Raw genomic sequence first — 1,072 nt, 5'->3', positions numbered from 1 at the left:
AACTTTCCGTCAGCTCTTTCTTTTCTAAGCCCTGCAATTTCATGAGCTTGAGCACCAAAGAGAAAGAAGTTTTCTTCTCCAACCTCTTCCCTTATTTCAACATTAGCGCCATCCAATGTACCAATTTGGATACAACCATTCATTGCAAACTTCATATTACTGGTTCCACTGGCCTCCATTCCAGCCGTACTGATATGTTCTGATAGATCGCTAGCAGGAATTAGCAATTCAGCAACACTGACATTGTAATCTGGCACAAAGACTACCTTCAACAGATCACCGATTTCTGGATCATGATTTATAGTAGCACCAACATCTGTGATAAATTTTACAATCCTCTTGGCTTGCACATATGTGGCAAAAGCTTTTCCCCCAAATATGCATACTCGAGGAACGAAGTTAGTCTTTCTTTCTGCAGCTGTCATTTCTTTCATCTTCTTATACCGATAAACGATGCCGAAGATATTTAACAGTTGTCGCTTGTACTCATGAATGCGTTTTACCTGAATATCAAACATTGCATCTGGGACAACAGAATACCCTGTCTTTTCTTTGAGAAAGGAGACAACTTTAATCTTGTTGCTCCTTTTTGCTTCCCTCCACTCATTTTGAAGATCTTCATTATCAGCAAACTTCTGCAATTCTGCCAACTTTTCAGTTTTCAGGACCCAATCCTCTGTACCAGTCCACTTAGTTATGATGGCACTAAGAGGAGGATTGCAGAAACGAATCCATCTTCTTGGAGTCACTCCATTTGTTTTGTTTTGGAACTTTTCCGGCCAGAGCTCATAGAAGTCATTGAAAACCTCCTCCTTCACAATTTCACTATGGATCTCAGCAACTCCATTAACAGCATGGCCGCCCACAACACACAAGTTGGCCATGCGTACCTTCTTAGGTGGTATAACAGCTGGTTCCGGACTCACGGGAGTTTTCTTGTCAATGTCTTTTTCTGCAGCTGCTTCTATCTTCACACTAGTTTTCTTACCAGTGTCATCTTCATCATTAGTCACAACTTTATCGGAAGCTTCAACTTTGTCATGGACTTCTACTGTTTCAGTATCATCATCAA

This window comes from Nostocoides jenkinsii Ben 74 (assembly GCF_001046875.1).
GTDB lineage: Bacteria > Actinomycetota > Actinomycetes > Actinomycetales > Dermatophilaceae > Nostocoides_A > Nostocoides_A jenkinsii.
Note: the sequence above shows the minus strand (reverse complement) of the source record.